Genomic DNA, 18,252 nt, shown 5'->3' on the forward strand with positions numbered 1-18,252 from the left:
TGTTTACTAAATCTCCCAATCTTCTAATTTTAAATTGTCAATTCTACTAAATTCTCTAGTATTGTGAGTAATTAAAGTTAAATTATTAGCGATCGCAATAGCAGCAATATGTAAATCATTATTTCCTATAGGAGTACCTTTAGCAGCTAATTTACTACGAATTTCGCCATAAAATACAGCACATTCGTCATCAAACTTCAAAGAAATAAACCGATTTAAAAATTCCTGCTGCTTTTGCAGAGTTTTCGCAGGATTATGAGTTCTCATTGCACCATAAAATAATTCGGCTTTGACAATAGAACAAACTACTATATCTATATCGGATAAATCTTGAAGACGCTGAATAATCTTTTCTGATCTTTGATTAAGATCTTGAGGCTCTTCGGTACTTGTTATGCTAAACCGAGAAATTGAGAGAAGGGAACAGGGAACTCTTAACTGGGAACAGGGGAAAAATTTTAATTTTCTAGTTTTTTAATAAGACTAATAATCATTCTGCTTTCTTCTTTTAATAAATTAAGAATCATTTCTACATCTTTTTCTGAACATAATCCTACTCGGTGAGATAAAATTAGATGAGTTTCTAATTCATTAACTGACCCTTGAGCTATGTTTAAAAATCTTATATATTCTCCTCTATATCTTCGTCCATATCATAAGAGATATATTAGCACCGAACAGATACAGCACTTCTTCTAATTTGTTGAACCATACCATATAACTCATCTTTGGGAAAAAGTTTAGTGAGGAAATAGCATCTTTGAGCAATATCCATTCCTTTTTGCCAAATTATTAAGTCTTTAAAGTCATTAATATCTGACATTCTTCCTGTTCCCTGTTCCCTCCAGTTTAGCATACTAAGTCCGGTAGAGCCGATATTGAATACAAACATTACTATCTAATAAATATTTCATCAGGTTGTATTCCTAACAATTAATCATTTCTTCTAAGCTATCATCTAAAGTATCATCAATACCTAAATTATCCAAAATAATTGGATCATCAGCACAACTTCCTGCTGTTTGATTAATAAATTCTTGCCAGTCTAATTTGTGTTTTTCTGTGTTTATCAAAGTTGTTGGTTTATTGATCAAATTTTGACGAAATAAACGGACAATTTCCAATATTTCCGGTATATATTCTTCTGGAGTTTGGGCAATTTCTAATAATAAATCGTTCCAGGGTGTAAGTAGGTGAACACAATAAAACCAAACTGTGTAAAGAAATGTAAAATCGCCCAAACCCTCTTCACTCTTGCCTCTTGCCTCTTGCCTTTTGCCTTGCCATAACGACAATTTTCAACGCTCACCTACTTAGTTGAGGATGTTTCTGGGATGAGTTGGTGATTATTAATCATAAAATACTAGATTTGATTATTTTTACATATTATCAGTATATCAGATCAGAATCAGCAATATCTGAAATTTCTAAAATTTGATACCTATGGTTATCTATCTCTACGAGCTCCGTAAGGGATATGCTATCGCAGCAAAATATTTATTTAAGCAGTAGCAAATGCAGTATATTTCCTTTCTTCAGGAGGATGAAATGCTAAAACAATATCAAGATTAGAAATACCTAACCTCATTAACTCATTAGCTATTCCTTCTTCTGTCCAATCTTCTTCAATCCAAATTTTATCATTTTTAATTCTGATATTAACTTGGATATTATTTGTTCTTTTTTTACCATCCCAACCCAAAAAACACCAAATATAGTGATGATGATCATCATCAAAAATCAAACAACTTTCATCAGTTAAATTTGCTGCACCAGAAACCCAATTATGATATTCTGTGAGAACTTGTTTAATTGCTATTTGATATTGTTCTAGTTTATCCATTGTAATATCTCCTCTTTTTCGACATTAACTACAATCATCAAAATTTGATTTAATTCGACAATCTCTTTGATTGAATCTCTAGTAAAAAAGTTTTCGTATGTACTTTTTTTAATAGCCAAATAAATCGTATAGTCTGGTTCTGTGAAGTTAATTAAATTACGATATAAAATATATTGCCCTAAAGCTAGTTCAAAATCTCTCATAGGAGAAGGACTAAGAAAACTCTTGATTTCAACAACTATTTTGCGTCCATTTTGTTCTGCTGCAATCGGTTTTTCTTATGATAATTGATCTATACTTAAAGTATGCCCAAACTAGACATTATTCATAACGTTGTTAAAAATGCACTAATCAAGGATGGTTGGATAGTTACAGATGATCCTTACTTGATTCAATATAGAAAAACAACACTATAAGTAGTGAGACAGAATTAAGGTTCTTCGGTTATTTTTATGGAAAACCTGGTTCAAAATCATTGAAAGCACTATTGTGTAGGCATTTCATTGAAAATATGAAAATAATTGTTTATAACCCTTGTCCCGTAAGGGTTTTGTTATCATCAATCCTCAATCACCATAAAAGAGACGCAAGAGCCACCTTGTTTAGTAGCTTGAGTAATCAGACGATCTTCTATTTCTGGTTTCAATTGTAGCTGTATAGTTTTATATTGTTTCATATTCTTAGATTCTAGTTAATTAATATCAAGTAAAACTTATGATTAACTTGATCTGTTAAAAGCAATACTATTGCCAAAGCCCTGAAACCCTATTGATATCGTCACGATTTTAAAGCACGTTCTGATGTTATGAGGTACAGTTTTTTATCGCAAAATTCGTAGGGGCGCAGGGCCTGCGCCCTCCATTGTATTTCATAAGAACGAGAATTGCTGTATTGGGTTTCAGACATATTTTGGAAAATTGGCAATAGTATTGTTAAAAGTATATCAGATTTAAACACCGAAGGTATCGCTGTTTGGGAAGTTGAGGAGATGCGATCGCTCTTACTTTGCGTCTTTGCGACTTTGCGTGAGATAAAAAAGGATGTTGGGGAGCGCACTTCATAATGTAGTATGAGCCTTTTCAAGCATTATTCTTAATAAGGGTTAAAGAATTAAGTATTAAAACTTAAAATATTTGATAAAATATATATTATTAAAAACAATAAAAAATAAAATTAAGGAAATACTCGCATATTGCAAAATGAAGTGCGGAATGTGGGTTTAATAGTGCAATTATATCCTATACTCAGGCGATCAATGAAATTAATCTAAATCTTCTTCAGTCAAACCAGCATCTTTCAAAATACTTCTGAGTGTACCCGTAGGTAGATCACGATTACTATGAACTGGTATAGAAAGAATCACACTCATACCTTCCTTAATATAGATATGATGACTACCTGTAATCCTTTTTAGATTCCATCCATAGCGTTCAACAATCTTACACAGAGACTTACCAGAAACCGATTTCATAAAGATAACTCAATTAACTGTTTTTCTGGTTCAATTTCTTCTTGCTGACTAGCAACTTCTAACCAACCTTGAACAGCATCTTTCAACATTTCTAATAAATGTTCATAACTTTCACCCCAGGTATGACATCCCGGTAAAGCTGGTACAGAACCACACCATACACCGTCTTCTTCCCAAATAATTGCTTTTATTTTCATAGCCAATTCCTTGAACTAAGGATATTTTACCAGCAATTCTCATTTTGAAAAAAATAAAGTATTAGCCCCGATTTTGGAATTCAAAATATAGTATAAAGTAACTATTTGTTAGCCATTGCCTCTGGCTAAAAAAACAGTCGGGTTGAAAAATAAGTATGAATACTCAATGAACTAGAGAGATTGCTTGACAACGAATGGGGAAAATCCAGTTCATCGTTCGGGTTTTAGAATAGGGAATTCAAGGGAAATAAAAATTTATAATTGTTGTCAGATGATGTAAAATCGGGGAGTTAAAAATCTGACAGTGCATCAAATTACTCAAACATGACTCCAAAGAAGGAACAACCTAAATCGGCTTGACCTCTTAGTTTTTCTAGTTTGAGCTATGTAATTTGTAAACTCAGTCCTTCTGGGTCATTTTGTTATGCCTTAGTCTAAACTCCAGAACCTAAGAAAAAGAGGATATCCCTGTTCTGTCAGATTGGGATATGCTCAAAATGACTTAATCATTTGATTATATAGGCATGGATAAAGCAAAAGCTAAACTATTACATATCTATGGTTCTCCTCGTCTTGTCAAAGTCCATTCCTGGCTATGTTTAGTATATCTAATCCCCGCAAGGGGACTGAAGCTTTTATCAAGGATTTAGTGCGTTAATAATTTCATTCTCAAAAACCTTTAAAACCATGAGATCATGAGATCATGTAGACTGTTTTGTAATTAAACTATCATCAAAGGAGTCTGAACAAATGGAACAAAATCGTAAATCAACGGCAATAATTACAGGTTCTTCTTCGGGAGTTGGTTTGCAAGCAGCAAAAGCTCTCGTAGATAAAGGAAACTGGCACGTTATTATGGCTTGTCGTGATTTAATTAAAGCTGAAAAAGCTGCTCAAAGTGTGGGAATCCCCACAAATAGCTACACACTTATGCAAATTGATTTAGGCTCTTTAGAAAGTGTTCGACAATTTGTAAATAATTTCCGAGCCAGTGGCAGAACCGTAGAAGCTTTGGTTTGCAACGCTGCCATTTATATGCCTTTAATTAAAGAACCTTTATTTTCTCCTGAAGGATATGAATTAACCGTTACCACAAATCACTTAGGACATTTTCTCCTCTGTAATTTGATGTTGGCAGATTTGCAAAAATCACCTGCGACTGATAAACGATTGGTAATTTTGGGTACTGTTACCCACAACCCAGATGAATTAGGTGGAAAAATTCCTCCTCGTCCAGATTTGGGTAATTTTGAAGGTTTTGCCGCAGGTTTCCAAAATCCCATTTGCATGATTAACGGTAAGGAATTTGAACCAGTCAAAGCCTACAAAGATAGTAAGGTATGTAATGTTCTGACGATGCGCGAACTACATAACCGTTTTCATGAATCCACTGGAATTACTTTTAGTTCTCTCTATCCTGGTTGTGTGGCAACTACGGCTTTATTCCGCAATCACTATCCTCTATTCCAGAAAATTTTCCCCCTTTTCCAAAAGTATATCACTGGGGGATTTGTGACTGAGGAATTATCAGGAGAGCGGGTGGCAATGGTGGTTGCTGATTCTGAATACAAACAATCTGGTATTTATTGGAGTTGGGGAAATCGTCAAAAAGAAGGTAGAACATCTTTTGTGCAAAAAGTTTCCCCCCAAGCAAGAGATGACGAAAAAGGTAGGCGGATGTGGAATCTTAGCTATGAGTTGGTAGGATTAGGAAAAGAATCTGAAAAAGCAAAATCTCTAATTTAGTCAGTTGTCAGTTGTCATTGGTAAGGGGAAAATTTTTCCCCTGTTCCCTCTTGCCTCTTGCCTCTTGCCTCTTGCCTAAATTGAATAATAAAGTGGAAAAGATTTCGCATCTTTCGGTTTAACATAAACCTTTTTTTGTGGTTCTAATTTTAATTCATCGAACCGTTCCCGTGTTAAGTGGGCTGTCATCATTTGTCCATCATCTAAGGTTAATTCAACTTGAATTTCCCAGCCTAAATGAATGATTCTGCTGACAGTAGCTTGTGCTGTTGTGCCATTACCAACTGTTTCAATGATGATATCTTGGGGACGCAAAAATGTTTCTGGGTTTGTTGATTCAAAACCACTACTTTGGAAGATTTTTGCAGAACTGGGTAATACATTTACAGGACCAATAAAGCTCATCACAAATGCAGATGCGGGATGATCATAAATTTGTGCGGGTGTTCCTACCTGTTCTACTTTACCTTTATTCATGACGACAATTTCATCAGAAACTTCCATTGCTTCTTCTTGGTCATGGGTGACGAAAACTGTGGTGACATGAACTTCGTCATGGAGACGACGTAACCAAGCTCGTAAGTCTTTACGAACTTTGGCATCAAGCGCTCCAAATGGTTCATCTAATAAGAGGACGTTGGGTTCTACAGCCAAAGCTCTAGCTAGGGCTACCCGTTGTCTTTGTCCGCCGGAAAGTTGGGAAGGATAGCGATCGCCTAATCCACCTAATTGTACCAGTTCTAGTAACTGTTCTACTTTTCCCGCAATTTTCTTTTTGGGGGCTTTACGAATTTCTAAGCCAAAGGCGATATTTTTACGGACAGTTAAATGTTTAAATAGGGCATAGTGCTGAAACACAAAGCCAATATTTCTTTCTTGGACACTTTGAAAAGTGGCATCTTTGCCCGTTAAAATGATTTTACCTGTATCTGGTATTTCTAAACCAGCGATTAACCGCAACAAGGTAGACTTACCAGATCCCGATGGACCAAGTAAAGCCACCAGCGAACCACTCTGAATTTCCAGGTTTACCTGTTCAACCGCTTGGAAACTACCAAATTGTTTAGAGACGTTTTCAACTACTATGCCCACTGGTGCTACACCTCTGCAAATAATCTACGGTTTTTAAGTAGGAATACCGTACTTTATATTTATATCATAAATATTGGCAGTTGTATCATTAAAATTCATGAATTAAGTTCACATTTAACCAAACAGTATTTCATACCCAAAACCATTAATTACCCCAAAGACCCAACAAGCGGTAGAATTAACAACCAACCCCAATCCCCCCCTTGATATGTATTGCGACTACCTGGTACAAATCCTCACCGCCCGCGTCTATGATGTAGCCCAAGAAACACCATTGGAATATGCCCCAAATCTTTCCAACCGCATTCATAACAAACTCCTCCTCAAACGGGAAGATATGCAATCGGTTTTCTCCTTCAAACTGCGGGGTGCATATAACAAAATGGTCAATCTCACACCAGACCTACTTAAACAGGGTGTCATTGCAGCTTCTGCGGGGAATCATGCCCAAGGTGTGGCTTTAGCTGCCAGTCGTTTAGGAACAAAAGCCATCATTGTTATGCCCGTAATTACGCCCCAGGTGAAAATCAATGCTGTCAAAGCCCGGGGAGGAGAAGTTGTATTACATGGCAATAATTATGATGATGCCTACGCCCACGCCCGACAATTAGAAGCAGAAAAGGGGTTGACTTTTATACATCCATTTGATGATCCTGATGTTATCGCAGGTCAGGGAACAATTGGCATGGAAATCCTGCGCCAATATCAGCAACCTATTCACGCTATTTTTGTGGCTATTGGTGGTGGTGGCTTAATTTCCGGGATTGCAGCTTATGTTAAACGGTTACGTCCTGATATTAAAATTATTGGTGTTGAACCTGTAGATGCCAACGCCATGTATCAATCATTGCAAGCTGGCGAACGGGTGCGATTGTCTCAGGTGGGTTTATTTGCGGACGGGGTAGCGGTGCGGGAAGTGGGAGAAGAAACCTTTCGCCTATGTCAACAATATGTGGATGAAATTATTTTAGTGGATACAGATGCTACCTGTGCGGCAATTAAAGATGTGTTTGAGGATACTCGCTCTATTTTAGAACCTGCGGGGGCGTTAGCGATCGCTGGTGCAAAACTCTATGCAGAACGAGAACAAATTCAAAATCAAACCCTCATCGCCGTTGCTTGTGGTGCTAACATGAATTTTGACCGTTTACGTTTTGTGGCAGAACGGGCAGAATTTGGCGAACGTCGAGAAGCTATTTTTGCAGTCAGAATTCCCGAAGAAAGGGGTAGTTTAAGAAAGTTTTGTGACTGTATTGGTAAACGCAACCTGACAGAATTTAACTATCGCATTGCCGATGAAAAAGAAGCGCATATTTTCGTAGGTGTGCAAATAGAAAATCGTGCTGACGCTGCGAAAATGGTCGAAAATTTTGAATCTCACGGTTTAAAAACCATAGATTTAACAGATGATGAATTAACCAAACTGCATTTACGTCACATGGTAGGAGGACATTCTCCTCTTGCAGAAAATGAACTCCTTTATCGCTTTGAATTTTCCGAACGTCCAGGGGCATTAATGCAGTTTGTAACTTCTATGTCTCCTGATTGGAACATTAGCTTATTTCATTATCGCAATAATGGCGCAGACTATGGACGAATTGTGGTAGGAATGCAAGTTCCTCCCCATGAAACAGCAGAATGGCAATCATTTTTAGATAATCTTGGTTATCACTATTGGCATGAAAGCGATAATCCGGCATATAAGTTATTTTTAGGATAATTTTGATATATCCCCGACTTCTTCAAGAAGTCGGGGATATTTAACGATGTGAGAGTTCCAAAAAACTAATAGTTTGCGGCATAAAACTAGATGAACTTTCCCAATAATCTACTTTATTAACTTTTATTTTTAATAAAGCAATATTGGGTTCATCTATGCCTTTAGGAAACCAAACTTCTAATCCTGGCTGCCATTTTGATTGAATTTCCTGACGTTCTCTTGTTAACTGGGCTGTTCCTAATATGGAAACAAATCGTTCTTGATTAGGTGCGGAAAAACTCACATTCACCTGTTGATGATGTTGAATTTCTACGACTTTATGGGAATTAGCTGGGGTAAAAAACCAGAGTGTGGCATCATTATCAATTTCATTCCACATTGACATGGGACGACTATGTAAACTGCCATCATCATCAATTGTGGTTAACATCCCACATTCAAGACCTTCAAGCAATTTACGCAATTCCTGCACTTGTGGTTTTGTGTCTAAAGATTGTGTCATTATTTCTAGAATTCTAGTTTTATAAACATTAGTGATATTTTTAGTGTTAAGGTTTTTCGATTTATATACGTGAGTCTAAAGAGGTAATTATCAAAATCTGTTCTTACCAATTTATGACTAAATAAATATGCCTTAAATAAGATGTCACTTGGATAAAGTCATAATTAGAATATTATGGGGTGGGCATCTTGCCCGCCCATTTTATTTTTAACTCAAATTAATTACCCAATCACGTAAATGTGAATTTACTTGTTCAGGAATTTCGTCATGGGGACAATGACCGGCTGTGAGAAAATATTCTGTTAATTGGGGATAATATTCATGAAACTTTTGTGAACGTTCTCGCGCTTTCATCCAAGGATCTGCTTCTCCCCATAATAACAATAAAGGAGAAGTTAATTGTTTGAGTAAGATGTCAACTTTCGGACCTTGAGGACTGCTAAAAACAGAAACAAATACATCTAACGCCCCTTTATCAAAAGCCGGACGCTGAATTTCTGCTACTAATTGATCTGTAATTGCCGTTTTATCAAGATAAACTTTTTCTAATGTTCGGCGAATTACCCACTTTTGGCGGGTATATTGAAATAACAAAGATTGCGCTAAACGTTGTTTAAAAAACCATGTAACAGTTTTTCCTAGAAGTTTTTGCAGAGGATTTATAGAAGGTTGAATTTGATTTTCTGGTTGGGAAAATGGACCTGCACTATTCAGTAATACTACACCTGCCGCACTGTCAGGACGTTGGGAAGCAACGCATAAACAAGCGTAACCACCTAAAGAATTACCTGCTAAAATGGTCTTTTGACCAATAATTTCACTAATAAAATCATGGAGTTGGTCGCGCCACAAGTCACCGCTATACTGTAAATTAGGTTTTGCGGAACGCCCAAATCCTAAGAGGTCAATGGCAAATACTTGGAAATCTGCACTCAATTCTGTGATATTCTTGCGCCAATGGTCTGTGGAAGCACCAAAACCATGTACCAATAGCAAGGGTGGACGTTGGGTTTGTGCTGCTCCTGCTTGGACATAGTATACGTTGTGTCCGCGCCATTGCCAATATTGACCAGGAATCGGATTTGTAGAAGGAGTGGTACTTGTTTGCATATTGCGAAGAAATATTAAGTTACTGTGAATAATTGTAAATTAAATTATTTAACAACGGACAACTGACCACTAACAATTGACAACTAATAAAAATAAAAATGATTACTGGAAAAACACAACTTTTGGGAGTTATTGGACATCCTGTGTCACATTCTCTGTCACCATTGATGCACAATGCGGCTTTAACTAAACTGGGATTAGATTATGTGTATTTGCCTTTTCCCATTGCACCGGAGAATTTGGAGAGAGCGATCGCCGGGTTTGCTAGTATTGGTATTGTAGGGTTTAGCATTACAATTCCCCATAAACAAGCAATATTACCGTTATTATCCGAAATTTCCCCTATCGCCCAAGCTATCGGTGCAGTGAACACTGTCACTCGTCAAGGTGATAAATGGGTGGGGACAAATACAGACGTGGAAGGATTTATTGCCCCATTACAAACAACATATCATCAAGATTGGAGTCAGAAAAGAGCGGTAATTTTAGGAAATGGTGGTGCAGCGAGGGCTGTGGTTGCTGGTTGTATTCAACTCGGCTTGGCAGAAATTCATGTTGTCGGGCGGAATTTACAGAAATTACAGGCATTTCATCAAAGTTGGCAAAATTCACCCTTTGCAGATAAATTTCAGGTGCATGAATGGACAGAATTACCAAACCTACTTCATCAAGCTAACTTATTAGTAAATACGACCCCTATAGGAATGTATCCCCATATTGAAGAATCGCCATTGAGTAGTCAAGAAATTAGTTATTTGCCTGGTGATGCCATTGTCTATGATTTAATTTACACCCCTAAACCCACAAAATTTTTGCATCTAGCCGAAAAACAAGGAGCAATTATTATTGATGGTTTAGAAATGCTAGTCCAACAGGGTGCAGCAGCCTTAAAAATCTGGTTGCAACAAGATACTGTTCCCGTCAACGAAATGCGTCAAGCATTGCAAAATCACCTGGAGATATAACAGGAAAATAGATGCTGGTGTGAAATTTGCGATCGCAAATGCTATAGAAAGACATCGCAGGTTAGGAGAATCTATTAGTATTTTGCGAGATGGTAAAATTATGACTTTGACAGCAGATGAAATACCACCGCGTGATATTCACAATCTAATTTAGATGCTTATAAATAACAGCAGAGAAATTAAAGTTAGGCTGATTTAGCCTCACGCTATAAGGGTGAGAGGCAATTTATTAAAGATTCTCTGCTGCCTTAAGAAGATATACTTCTCGGACAGGCATTAGTAATTTTTGATTAGAAACATTTGCTTCTATGATTTCCTCTGATACTAAAATTTCTTGGTGATGTTTGAGGTTAATTACCCGACGAATTTCTTTGACTTCTTCCCGTGAAATACCTAACTTATCTGCCATGCAATTGTGAAGTTTCAGTTCCGAAAACTCAATTTTTCCGTCAGCAATAGCAATTTCCCAAGCAACAGATAACATGAGACGATGTTTTAATTTCTCGTTATTGCTTTGACGGCAAGTTTTGTCCCGATGTTCTTCATCAAAAAGAACTGCTAAAAACCTCTTATATAATAAACATACTTATAAGTAATTAACAAAAGTAAATTTACTTATTTTTACAAAAAAATACTGGGTATAAGTTGTAGCTATGTTCGTAAATTTACTATATATCGCCTTCTGACTGTTATTGCTGCCAATAGACACAAAAAAATAAGCTCGTAGTAAGTATTCAATAACAAAGTTGAATTAACACCAAAGTAACCATTATCGTAATTACCAGGAATGAAAGAACGACTCAAATTCAGCCTGATAAAAATATGTTACATTAAATGTAAATAGTAAAATACTAATCCTATATAAACAAAATGCAAGCTAATCAATATCCCTTCGCTCAAGAATTGATTACTGATATTGAAGGTAATATCAAAAAAGTGGTCGTGGATTTTCAAGACTATTTACGGTTGCTAGAAGCGATAGAAGATGAAGGACTTATTCTAGCTATGAAAGAAGTAGAAAATGAGAAGCCATTAAATTTAAATGAAGCTTTAGCGGAATTAGAAGAAGAGTGAATACCCAGTATCTACCAAGTTTTATTAAAGATTTGAAAGCACTCAAAAGTACACCTATGAGTCTATTAAGAAATTTGCTTTTGAAGAAATAATCGAAATATCAAATTTTGCAGAAATCACAAATATCAAAAAACTTCAGGGATATGATAATGCTTATGGGATTCCCATAGGTGATTATCGTCTTGGTATTATTTTTGATGGTGAAACATTCATTTTTGAAAGAGTTTTACACCGAAAAGAAATTTATCGCTATTTTCCCAAATAGATGATTTTGTAATTATTATACAAATACATGAATAAGGGTTTAGCAATGCTAAACCCCTAGATAATTTATTGATTTTTTACTACTAAAATACCTACTGCCAAACGTAGATAAGTAGAAACAAAATAATCCAGATAACATCAACAAAGTGCCAAAACAAAGAAGTGGCATTTATGCCAAAATGACCATTATCAAAATTACCAGGAACGAAAGAACGCAACAAGACAATTAACTGTAATAGAATACCCGTAAAAACGTGCAAACCGTGAAAACCAGTTAAGAGATAAAACATTCCTCCAAACGTACCAGAAGTAAAGCCAAATTCTAATTGACTCCATTCCACAGCTTGTCCAAAAAGGAAATAACCACCCATAGCCATTGTTAAAAACAACAACAGCCGATAAGTCTTTAAATCATGTCTTTCTAGGGCTTTTTCTGCAAAGAAAATCACAAAACTACTAGCAACCAAAACCACAGTATTAATGCTAGGTTCTTTTACTTCCAAACCAGAAACACCAGTCGGCAACCAATTAACAGCAGAAGTTTTGTAGATAATATAGCCAGCAAAGAAACTTAAGAAAATAACACTTTCCGATAACAGAAACACAATAAAACCAAACATTTTACTGCCTTCTTCATCATGTCCATGCTCATGACTAACATGATCTAAATCATCAGGAGAAACAGAACTATCCATTGTTAAAAAACTCCAAAACCAGGAAACTAGTAATTAAGAAAAAAGTAACGAGAAAAACTATAGCGATTCTAAATAAGACGTAAAAAATTCTCTTCCTTCTCTTCCTCTGCGCCCTCTGCGTCTCTGCGGTTCGTTAAAAAATCAAATTCATACATCAAATAGAATCGCTATATTACCCATTACTCATGTTCAGAAGATGCCATTAATTCAGACTTACCATAACCATAAGGCTCACAAGTAACAATTGGAATTTCCTCAAAATTCTCAACAGGAGGAGGAGAAGAAACAGTCCATTCCAAACCAATTGCTCTCCAAGGATTAGCAGGAGCTTTTTCTCCACCCATCCAAGAAATTAACATATTGAAGATGAAAGGAAGAGTAGACATTCCTAACAGAAAAGAACCCAAACTAGCAACAATATTCCAACCAATTAACTCAGGTGCATAGGAAGCTGCCCGGCGTAACATCCCTTGCAAACCTAAAGGATGCATGGGTAAGAAATTCAAATTTGTGCCGATAAATGCTAACCAAAAATGGATTTTTCCCCAACCTTCGTGGAACATTCTGCCCGTCATTTTAGGAAACCAATGATAGATAGCGGCATACATTCCCATAGTTACAGTTCCATAGAGAACATAATGGAAATGCCCGACAACAAAATAGGTATTATTAACATGAACATCTACAGGAACAGAAGAAAGCATAATTCCTGTAATGCCAGCAAAAACAAACATTACCAAACCACCCAAAGCAAATAACATGGGTGTAGTGAGGCGAATTTTACCGCCCCAAATAGTTGCCACCCAAGCAAATACCTTAATCCCTGTGGGAATAGAAACAAACATGGTTGTCACCATGAAAAACAACCGTAGCCAACCGGGAGTACCACTGACATACATATGGTGTACCCAAACAATGCCGCTAACTACAGCGATTAACATGGAAGAAATGGCAACGACTTTATAACCAAATAAAGGTTTGCGAGAATAAACCGGGAAGATTTCTGAGAAAATCCCGAAAATAGGCAAAATGATCACATAAACTGCGGGGTGAGAATAGAACCAGAAATAATGCTGGAACATCACCGGGTTTCCGCCTTTAGTAGGATCAAAAAAGGCAGTTCCCACTGTAATATCAAGAAGTAGCATGACCGCCCCGGCTGTTAAAGCTGGCAGTCCAAATAATTGGATAATTTGGGCGCTGAATACTGCCCAAACAAAGAGAGGCATTCTAAAGAAACCCATTCCCGGCGATCGCATTTTCACAATAGTAGTGACAAAATTCACCGCACCCATAATAGAAGAGACACCGGAAATAGCCACCGCTAATAACCAAAGAACTTGACCATTAATCAAGTTTCCCGTGGGGTTTTGGGTACTAACGGGGGGATATGCCCACCAGCCAGATTGAGCAGGTCCACCAGGGACAAAGAAGCTGGCCATGAGGAGAATTCCCACCACAGGAACCATCCAAAAGGCGACGGCGTTGAGGCGGGGAAATGCCATATCTCGCGCCCCAATCATCAGGGGAACGAGGTAGTTAGCCATACCAACAAGAGAGGGAAACGTCCACAGAAACAGCATCACTGTTCCGTGCATAGTGAACATTCCGTTGTAGACTGTGCGGTCTATTAAATCAGCTTCGGGGGTGATGAGTTCCCCGCGCAAAATCATAGCGAAGATACCACCAACCAGGAAGAAAATAAAAGAGGTAACGAGGTATTGAATACCGATAACCTTATGGTCTGTACTAAAACTGAAGTAGGTTCTCCAGGTTTGGGGCGGTTCGTGGTGATGTGATTCACCAGTGATATGAATGGGGATGTTAGCCATTTGTCAGTTATTAAGTAGGTGAACACAATAAAACCAAACTGTGTAAAGAAATTTAAAATCGCTGAAAACTTCTTTACTCTTGCCTCTTGCCTCTTGCCTTGCTATAACGACAATTTTCAACGCCAACCTACTTAGTGGTTAGTTGTCAGTAGCAAAGAAAAATTACAAAGTTAACCAGGGAAATTGACTAATGGAGGTGCTGCGGGTTCAACAGTTTTCCAACCGCTGTCAATGCCGTTTTCTATTTTTAGGGCATATTCGGAAGCTGCTTGGTTAGGGGCTGGGCTGGGTGTTTGACTCGCAGCTTTGCTTAACCACTGCTGATAGTTGCTAGGTGATTCCACAACGACCTTGGCTCGCATAGTGGCAAAGTATGTACCGCTATACTGAGAGTCAGTCAAATCATAGGTACCGGAGCGAATGGGGGTAAATTCAAAGTCGAGGTCGTTACCAGGAATAATGTCTTGTTTGAGGCGGAAAGCGGGGATATAAAACCCGTGAAGTACATCTTCCGAATGGAGATTTAGACGGATACGGCTACCCTGCGGTAAATGCAATTCTGTACTGGTAACATTGCTTTGAGGATAATGAAACACCCAAGCCCACTGTTTAGCTAATACATCAATGTGTTCTAAATTCTCACCTGCTGAGACTGCTGAAGCTTCACCCAGTGCAGCATCAGCGGTTTCTGTCCTCATCGGATTATGTAAATGGATCTGATGAGAAGGTCCCTGGATGCCCATTTCTTCGTAAACTTGGTAACTATAACCCGCAATCCATAACACCAACATAATTGGGATTGCCGTCCAAACTACTTCTAAAGTAACGTTACCTTCAATATGCGGACCATCGCCTAAATCATTGGCTTTCGCCCGATGGAAACAAATAGAATAGAAAAGAGTAGCAGTTACTCCCAGGAAAATCAAAGATCCTAATGTTACCAAAAAGCTAAATAAATCATCAATTAGATGAGATTCAGCAGCCCCTTGAGGAGGAAGCCAAGAATAAGCCTGTTTACCAATCCATAGACTAGAAAGAGTTACCGCAACTGCCCCAGTAACTATGGTCAAAAAGTTGAGAAATTGCCGAATTTTCATAATGGTCAGTTGTTAGTTGTCAGTAGTCAGTAGTCAGTGGTCGGTCGTTAGCTAAGAATTTTTACCGATTACCAATTACTAATCACCCATTACCGATTACCAAATATTTGATTGATGTCTTTTCCGGCTCTTAGTAATTTATCGGCTGTATTGTGAACACCAAAATCTGCTGCCAAGTGCGCTCCTAATGTGCCGTGAAAATACATTAGTAACATAATAATTACACCGACAACCAAGTAAGAAATTTGAACTTCTCTCTCTTCGTATTTGCCAATAACGTAACGTTGCCAACCTCTCCAAAAGGTCATACCGACAATCATCGCTAATAGCAATACGCCGCCCACACCATGCCACATCATTGTCGGCATTGCCAGCATTCCCCAAGGACTTTTGATATCTGCTGGTGGGGCTGCCAACAACATTTCATAAAAACCTGCACCAACCGTGAAAAATGTAATCACAGCCGCAGCAAAAATGTTGTACCAGCCCACATCAAATAATTGAGAACGTTCAACCTTAATTCCCAAAAACTTGAACAACCATTTTTCCACAGGAAAAAATACACCTAAAAGATCAAAGATAATGGCAATGATAAATAAACCTAATGTGAGATGTACCAAATTAGGATGAATCGGAATGGCATAAGGTAAACCATTTGCACCCATTTGGTGACTAATTTGGTCTAATAATTCTGAATTCATGGCAAGATTCCATCCTTTACCGCTTCCACAACAGGTACAGTATGTAAGCCATACACCCATACAAGTTCATCACCAAGATATACTTGAAACCCAACCAGCACTGTTAATAAAACTGCCACAGCTATGTAATGAAATGGAAGTTTTTTTGAGTTACGACTTCGCAAAACATAACGCCAAGCTGTAATTGCAGCAATAATACCTGAAAGTGACCAACCGATAAGAGTATGAACATTTAATACTGATTTAGCCAGTTCGTAGGGTTTCGCTAAACCAGCTTCAAATTGACCAAAAATAATCGCCACAAAAATAGCTACTGTGGCAATACACATATTCCACCAACTCACCTCAAATAAGGTAGTTTTCCCAGTTAAATACCCAGCGACATCACAAAAAACAGAAAATAGAACCATCGCAATTACAAAGTGAACCACGATAGGATGTAAGGGATCTGGATATGGTAAATTATGCTCATTCAATGAAGTGAAAAAATCCAGCATTAAATTCTCCTAGACTTACTACTCCTTAGCCAAACTTGAATAATTGCTAGATACTCACTAACATCAATAAATTATTTGATAAATATGCTGTGAGTTCGCTGCAATGTATAACCAAATAGCCAATTACTTTTGGTCAAGTTATTTCCTCATAGTGACAACAGCAATTATGGATGTAGCTAAACTAAATCACTGTTAGAGGTTGAATTTACTAGATGTAAATTTTTATGAATTGTCCAAAAAACTAAAAGCAGAACTTCTAGAATTAATGAGAGAGACAACAACAGATTTTGATCTTGGCTCTATTACAATATTTTTAAATCAAAACCAAATATTTTTATGTTTATTGATGTACAATTACAAATTATCACTTTGTAATTTAAAAGACCGAAATATATAGTTTTTACAGTAGGTATGATCTGGGTTGAATAAGATTTCAAGAATAATTAAACGCAGATTAACGCAGACAAAGAAAGATGATTCTGTGCAATATTCTCTCTCTGCGCCTCTGCGCCTCTGCGTGAGACAAAATGCAATTCACTGATCCAAAAATCGCCGTCAACTGATATTTGTATTTATACTAACCTAAATCCCCAAATCCCTAATTAGCCTTGATAGGGATTATCCAGTCTATCTACAGAAACATTCACAGATAATGGTAGCCGACCGGGATTTAAGCGGGGTTCAGCCGCATAACCTACAGGTACTAAAACAGCAATACCTATATCTGGGTCATTTTCTGCACCAATTATAGCTTTGACCTGTTCCTCAATCCAACCATTCATAAAGCAGGTGGATAAACCCAAACTTTCCGCTGCTAACACTAAATTCGTAGCAGCTATCATGGCATCTTTAATGGCGTATTCCCGGAGCTTGTCTCCTAAACTAGCTTGAAATTGGGGAATCGCACCTCTAAAATAATTAACTGTTCCCTCATTCCAAGCCCCAGTGGCTGCACCTTGCTCTAAAATGGGTGTTAAATCTTTTCCTCCCGCAGCAGCGTCAGCCGCGAAAACAAAGGTAACAGGTGCTTGAATAATTTGTTGTTGCTTCCAAGAAGCTGCACATAATGCTTCTTTTTGGGCTTTGTCCTGCACTAAAACTATTCTCCACGATTGGACGTTAAAACTACTGGGTGCAGCTACGGTTAATTCTACCAGTTGCTTAAGTAGTTCTGGGGAGATGGGATCTTGTTTAAAGGTTTTGATGGAACGACGTTGTACTATGGCAGTAGGTACGTCTAATGCTTTGATTTGGGTATTTGAAGTCACGGTATTTTCCTCTGTTTTATCCTATGTGCTTAGGGTAACGCTTTTTTGTACGCATTTCAATTGATGGACTGTTATTCAGAATGCACTTCAATCAACCGTAAGGTAAATTGCATATTTTCTGCCACTGGTCATGGTTGAACTGATTAACAGTATAAACACTGTTTAACTCAGTATAAGT

The 18,252-nt window shown here is 37.5% G+C and carries 24 protein-coding genes and 1 pseudogene; 7 read left to right on the forward strand and 18 right to left on the reverse strand.

The genetic code is table 11. The features are described from left to right. Positions 1-6 precede the first annotated feature (6 nt). From FJR37_RS06720 to FJR37_RS06740, 6 genes are all read right to left on the reverse strand, one after another. Entirely contained in the window at positions 7-411 is a 405-nt protein-coding gene (locus FJR37_RS06720) for a type II toxin-antitoxin system VapC family toxin (RefSeq protein WP_052149995.1), read from the reverse strand. 47 nt (positions 412-458) lie between these two features. Next, positions 459-626, reverse strand: coding sequence for a four helix bundle protein (locus tag FJR37_RS26875; RefSeq protein ID WP_325064596.1), 168 nt, complete (start codon positions 624-626; stop codon positions 459-461). Positions 627-667: 41 nt separating this feature from the next. Further along, positions 668-892: a four helix bundle protein gene (locus FJR37_RS26880; RefSeq protein WP_254434528.1), complete on the reverse strand. Its 225-nt coding sequence runs from the start codon at positions 890-892 to the stop codon at positions 668-670. A gap of 34 nt (positions 893-926) precedes the next feature. Beyond that, a complete protein-coding gene (locus FJR37_RS06730) occupies positions 927-1,295 on the reverse strand; it encodes a hypothetical protein (RefSeq protein WP_168465600.1) in 369 nt (122 codons plus the stop codon). Positions 1,296-1,501: 206 nt separating this feature from the next. Further along, positions 1,502-1,843 (reverse strand): XisI protein, encoded by a 342-nt coding sequence (locus tag FJR37_RS06735; RefSeq protein ID WP_039199326.1) that lies wholly within the window; start codon positions 1,841-1,843, stop codon positions 1,502-1,504. Continuing rightward, positions 1,831-2,112: an element excision factor XisH family protein gene (locus FJR37_RS06740; RefSeq protein WP_081981506.1), complete on the reverse strand. Its 282-nt coding sequence runs from the start codon at positions 2,110-2,112 to the stop codon at positions 1,831-1,833. The genes FJR37_RS06735 and FJR37_RS06740 overlap by 13 nt, the downstream gene beginning before the upstream one ends. Positions 2,113-2,148: 36 nt before the next feature. On the opposite strand from FJR37_RS06740, the pseudogene FJR37_RS06745 reads away from it, so the two are divergent. Continuing rightward, positions 2,149-2,256 (forward strand): annotated as a pseudogene (locus FJR37_RS06745) (element excision factor XisH family protein); the annotation flags it as partial. Between the two features lie 470 nt (positions 2,257-2,726). Beyond that, positions 2,727-2,906, forward strand: coding sequence for a hypothetical protein (locus tag FJR37_RS06750; protein ID WP_168465621.1), 180 nt, complete (start codon positions 2,727-2,729; stop codon positions 2,904-2,906). Positions 2,907-3,104: 198 nt separating this feature from the next. Here the strand turns inward: FJR37_RS06750 and FJR37_RS06755 are convergent, their stop codons facing one another. Next, a complete protein-coding gene (locus tag FJR37_RS06755) occupies positions 3,105-3,314 on the reverse strand; it encodes a type II toxin-antitoxin system HicA family toxin (protein ID WP_039199327.1) in 210 nt (69 codons plus the stop codon). Then, positions 3,311-3,511 carry a type II toxin-antitoxin system HicB family antitoxin gene (locus FJR37_RS06760; RefSeq protein ID WP_015081078.1) on the reverse strand — a complete coding sequence of 67 codons (201 nt, stop codon included), beginning with the start codon at positions 3,509-3,511 and terminating at the stop codon, positions 3,311-3,313. Before FJR37_RS06760 ends, FJR37_RS06755 begins: the two co-directional genes overlap by 4 nt. 750 nt (positions 3,512-4,261) lie before the next feature. Between FJR37_RS06760 and FJR37_RS06765 the strand changes: the two genes are divergently transcribed. Next, positions 4,262-5,257, forward strand: coding sequence for a protochlorophyllide reductase (locus tag FJR37_RS06765; protein WP_039199331.1), 996 nt, complete (start codon positions 4,262-4,264; stop codon positions 5,255-5,257). 75 nt (positions 5,258-5,332) lie between these two features. Here the strand turns inward: FJR37_RS06765 and FJR37_RS06770 are convergent, their stop codons facing one another. After that, entirely contained in the window at positions 5,333-6,349 is a 1,017-nt protein-coding gene (locus FJR37_RS06770; protein WP_039199333.1) for a sulfate/molybdate ABC transporter ATP-binding protein, read from the reverse strand. Positions 6,350-6,497: 148 nt separating this feature from the next. On the opposite strand from FJR37_RS06770, the gene ilvA reads away from it, so the two are divergent. After that, positions 6,498-8,069 carry a threonine ammonia-lyase, biosynthetic gene (gene ilvA, locus FJR37_RS06775; protein ID WP_290601884.1) on the forward strand — a complete coding sequence of 524 codons (1,572 nt, stop codon included), beginning with the start codon at positions 6,498-6,500 and terminating at the stop codon, positions 8,067-8,069. A gap of 40 nt (positions 8,070-8,109) precedes the next feature. Here ilvA and FJR37_RS06780 read toward each other — a convergent pair whose 3' ends face one another. Together FJR37_RS06780 and FJR37_RS06785 are read right to left on the reverse strand one after the other, a co-directional pair. Then, a complete protein-coding gene (locus FJR37_RS06780) occupies positions 8,110-8,571 on the reverse strand; it encodes a pyridoxamine 5'-phosphate oxidase family protein (protein ID WP_053538720.1) in 462 nt (153 codons plus the stop codon). Positions 8,572-8,778: 207 nt separating this feature from the next. Then, positions 8,779-9,681 (reverse strand): alpha/beta fold hydrolase, encoded by a 903-nt coding sequence (locus FJR37_RS06785; RefSeq protein WP_053538719.1) that lies wholly within the window; start codon positions 9,679-9,681, stop codon positions 8,779-8,781. 98 nt (positions 9,682-9,779) lie between these two features. Here FJR37_RS06785 and FJR37_RS06790 point away from each other — a divergent pair, with 98 nt between their 5' ends. Both FJR37_RS06790 and FJR37_RS26385 read left to right on the forward strand, forming a co-directional pair. Then, positions 9,780-10,646 (forward strand): shikimate dehydrogenase, encoded by an 867-nt coding sequence (locus tag FJR37_RS06790; RefSeq protein ID WP_168465623.1) that lies wholly within the window; start codon positions 9,780-9,782, stop codon positions 10,644-10,646. Between the two features lie 19 nt (positions 10,647-10,665). Further along, positions 10,666-10,800: a hypothetical protein gene (locus FJR37_RS26385; RefSeq protein ID WP_268811984.1), complete on the forward strand. Its 135-nt coding sequence runs from the start codon at positions 10,666-10,668 to the stop codon at positions 10,798-10,800. A gap of 75 nt (positions 10,801-10,875) precedes the next feature. Here FJR37_RS26385 and FJR37_RS06795 read toward each other — a convergent pair whose 3' ends face one another. Further along, positions 10,876-11,130: a hypothetical protein gene (locus FJR37_RS06795; protein ID WP_039199340.1), complete on the reverse strand. Its 255-nt coding sequence runs from the start codon at positions 11,128-11,130 to the stop codon at positions 10,876-10,878. A 386-nt stretch (positions 11,131-11,516) separates the two neighbouring features. Here FJR37_RS06795 and FJR37_RS06800 point away from each other — a divergent pair, with 386 nt between their 5' ends. After that, positions 11,517-11,720: a hypothetical protein gene (locus FJR37_RS06800; RefSeq protein WP_168465624.1), complete on the forward strand. Its 204-nt coding sequence runs from the start codon at positions 11,517-11,519 to the stop codon at positions 11,718-11,720. A 356-nt stretch (positions 11,721-12,076) separates the two neighbouring features. Here FJR37_RS06800 and FJR37_RS06805 read toward each other — a convergent pair whose 3' ends face one another. The 6 genes from FJR37_RS06805 to FJR37_RS06830 all read right to left on the reverse strand — a co-directional run bounded on the left by FJR37_RS06805 (position 12,077) and on the right by FJR37_RS06830 (position 18,074). Then, entirely contained in the window at positions 12,077-12,679 is a 603-nt protein-coding gene (locus FJR37_RS06805) for a heme-copper oxidase subunit III (RefSeq protein WP_039199341.1), read from the reverse strand. Between the two features lie 179 nt (positions 12,680-12,858). Further along, positions 12,859-14,511, reverse strand: coding sequence for a cytochrome c oxidase subunit I (gene ctaD, locus FJR37_RS06810; protein WP_168465625.1), 1,653 nt, complete (start codon positions 14,509-14,511; stop codon positions 12,859-12,861). Between the two features lie 170 nt (positions 14,512-14,681). Beyond that, on the reverse strand, positions 14,682-15,608 hold the full coding sequence (locus FJR37_RS06815) for a cytochrome c oxidase subunit II (protein WP_039199345.1): 927 nt from the start codon (positions 15,606-15,608) through the stop codon (positions 14,682-14,684). Positions 15,609-15,697: 89 nt separating this feature from the next. Continuing rightward, complete coding sequence (locus FJR37_RS06820; protein ID WP_039199347.1) at positions 15,698-16,309, reverse strand: DUF2231 domain-containing protein; 612 nt, start codon at positions 16,307-16,309, stop codon at positions 15,698-15,700. After that, on the reverse strand, positions 16,306-16,806 hold the full coding sequence (locus FJR37_RS06825) for a DUF2231 domain-containing protein (protein ID WP_027401298.1): 501 nt from the start codon (positions 16,804-16,806) through the stop codon (positions 16,306-16,308). The genes FJR37_RS06820 and FJR37_RS06825 overlap by 4 nt, the downstream gene beginning before the upstream one ends. A gap of 602 nt (positions 16,807-17,408) precedes the next feature. Further along, positions 17,409-18,074 carry a nitroreductase family protein gene (locus tag FJR37_RS06830; RefSeq protein ID WP_039199348.1) on the reverse strand — a complete coding sequence of 222 codons (666 nt, stop codon included), beginning with the start codon at positions 18,072-18,074 and terminating at the stop codon, positions 17,409-17,411. Positions 18,075-18,252: the final 178 nt, after the last annotated feature.

The organism is Aphanizomenon sp. UHCC 0183 (genome assembly GCF_009712065.1).
Lineage (GTDB): Bacteria > Cyanobacteriota > Cyanobacteriia > Cyanobacteriales > Nostocaceae > Dolichospermum > Dolichospermum heterosporum.

Excerpts from the sequence above, each read along its gene's own strand:
- FJR37_RS06755 (WP_039199327.1), bottom strand. The coding sequence starts at position 3,314 with ATGAAATCGGTTTCTGGTAAGTCTCTGTGTAAGATTGTTGAACGCTAT.
- FJR37_RS06760 (WP_015081078.1), bottom strand. The coding sequence starts at position 3,511 with ATGAAAATAAAAGCAATTATTTGGGAAGAAGACGGTGTATGGTGTGGT.
- FJR37_RS06795 (WP_039199340.1), bottom strand. The coding sequence starts at position 11,130 with ATGTTATCTGTTGCTTGGGAAATTGCTATTGCTGACGGAAAAATTGAG.
- FJR37_RS06735 (WP_039199326.1), bottom strand. The coding sequence starts at position 1,843 with ATGGATAAACTAGAACAATATCAAATAGCAATTAAACAAGTTCTCACA.
- FJR37_RS26880 (WP_254434528.1), bottom strand. The coding sequence starts at position 892 with ATGTTTGTATTCAATATCGGCTCTACCGGACTTAGTATGCTAAACTGG.
- FJR37_RS06780 (WP_053538720.1), bottom strand. The coding sequence starts at position 8,571 with ATGACACAATCTTTAGACACAAAACCACAAGTGCAGGAATTGCGTAAA.
- FJR37_RS06815 (WP_039199345.1), bottom strand. The coding sequence starts at position 15,608 with ATGAAAATTCGGCAATTTCTCAACTTTTTGACCATAGTTACTGGGGCA.
- ctaD (WP_168465625.1), bottom strand. The coding sequence starts at position 14,511 with ATGGCTAACATCCCCATTCATATCACTGGTGAATCACATCACCACGAA.
- FJR37_RS06765 (WP_039199331.1), top strand. The coding sequence starts at position 4,262 with ATGGAACAAAATCGTAAATCAACGGCAATAATTACAGGTTCTTCTTCG.
- FJR37_RS06805 (WP_039199341.1), bottom strand. The coding sequence starts at position 12,679 with ATGGATAGTTCTGTTTCTCCTGATGATTTAGATCATGTTAGTCATGAG.
- FJR37_RS06785 (WP_053538719.1), bottom strand. The coding sequence starts at position 9,681 with ATGCAAACAAGTACCACTCCTTCTACAAATCCGATTCCTGGTCAATAT.
- FJR37_RS06790 (WP_168465623.1), top strand. The coding sequence starts at position 9,780 with ATGATTACTGGAAAAACACAACTTTTGGGAGTTATTGGACATCCTGTG.
- FJR37_RS06800 (WP_168465624.1), top strand. The coding sequence starts at position 11,517 with ATGCAAGCTAATCAATATCCCTTCGCTCAAGAATTGATTACTGATATT.
- FJR37_RS06825 (WP_027401298.1), bottom strand. The coding sequence starts at position 16,806 with ATGCTGGATTTTTTCACTTCATTGAATGAGCATAATTTACCATATCCA.
- FJR37_RS06820 (WP_039199347.1), bottom strand. The coding sequence starts at position 16,309 with ATGAATTCAGAATTATTAGACCAAATTAGTCACCAAATGGGTGCAAAT.